Annotated in this window: 1 protein-coding gene; it reads left to right on the top strand. The window is 32.5% G+C overall.

All coding sequences use genetic code 11. From position 1 onward, the window contains the following. Nucleotides 1-1,548: condensation domain-containing protein (locus tag BGM27_RS19790; RefSeq protein ID WP_254122940.1), on the top strand; the 1,548-nt coding region annotated here is incomplete at both ends.

Here is a 1,548-nt window from a genome sequence, read left to right as displayed (position 1 = left end):
GACGTTCTCGGAGTAGAAAAAATCGGAATTCATGACAACTTCTTTGATTTAGGCGGTCATTCTTTAAAAGCGACGATTTTAATAAGTAAAATTCACAAATACTTTGACGTGGAAATACCATTAAGTGAGTTGTTTGAATTTCCTACGATCAAACATATAAGTACTTATATTGAAAAAAGTACTAAGCGTATATATCGAACGATTGATCCTTGTGAAGAAAATGAATACTACGAAACTTCTTCTGCACAAAAAAGAATGTATATGATGCAAAAAATGGAAAAAGGTACCCTTTATAATATGCCGATGATTTGTGAATTAGAAGGGGAAATTGACGAACAGAAGATTGAAAGTGCATTTCACAAATTAGTAACAAGGCATGATTCACTTCGAACGTATTTTGATCAAACAGATGGTGAAATTGTTCAGAAGGTTCAAGCTGATAATTCTTTTGTAATTGAGAAAGAATATAGAACAGATTTGGTTGCTGAAGATATATTGCAGGCTTTTATAAGAAGCTTCGAACTAGAAGAAGCCCCGCTACTTAGAGCAAAACTTATTATTTCAAAAGAGAAAACTTACTTATTAGTTGATATGCATCATATTATTAGTGACGGAGTTTCCATTCGCATTTTAATAAAAGAGTTTATGAAGCTATATAATGGTAACGAATTAAAGCCTTTAAGATTGCAATACAAGGATTTTGCAGCATGGCAGAATAGATTCCTAGAAACAGACGAACTCAAAATACAAAAACAGTACTGGATTCAACAATTTAAGGATGATATTCCGGTTTTAAATCTGCCATACGACTTTGAAAGACCTCTTATGAAAAGTTATGAGGGCAGTATAAGAACGTTTCATTTAGACAAAGCACAAAGCAAATCTGTACGCAGTATTGCAAGAGAAACAGGCAGTACTATGTATATGGTTATGTTAACAGCCTTCCATATCCTGCTTTCAAAGTACAGCGGACAGGAGGATATTGTGATAGGGACTCCTATCGCTGGGCGAGCACATGTTGAACTTCAAAACATGATAGGTATGTTTGTGAATACGTTGGCGCTAAGGAATAAAGCAGACAGAACCTTAAGTTTTAAAGAGTTTTTAAACACTGTAAAACAAAATTCTATTCTTGCTTATGAGAATCAAAGTTATCAATTTGAAGAATTGATTGATACCGTTCAGGTGAAGCGAAACACAGGTAGACATCCATTATTCGATGTCATGTTTAGTATGAGTAGTGAAGAATTAGAAAGGGACTTAATTACAAAGAATTTCAGATTAAAGAGACTAAATACAAAAAGTAATATATCAAAATTCGATTTAACATTGCATGTAGTAGAAAATGAAAGCACTCTTCTTTACTCAATTGAATATTGTACTAAATTATTCAAAGAGGAAACGATTGATAGAATGATTTTTCATTTGAACCAAATATTAAAAACAGCAAGTGATAATCTAAATATTTTAATCTCTTCTATAGATATCATGACAGAGCCTGAAAAGGTGTACTTTTTAGAAACCTTAAACAATACAGCGAGAGAGTAT

The organism is Bacillus sp. FJAT-27001 (genome assembly GCF_019039175.1).
Lineage (GTDB): Bacteria > Bacillota > Bacilli > Bacillales > Bacillaceae > Bacillus > Bacillus velezensis.
This window is presented reverse-complemented; position numbering and strand designations above follow the sequence as displayed.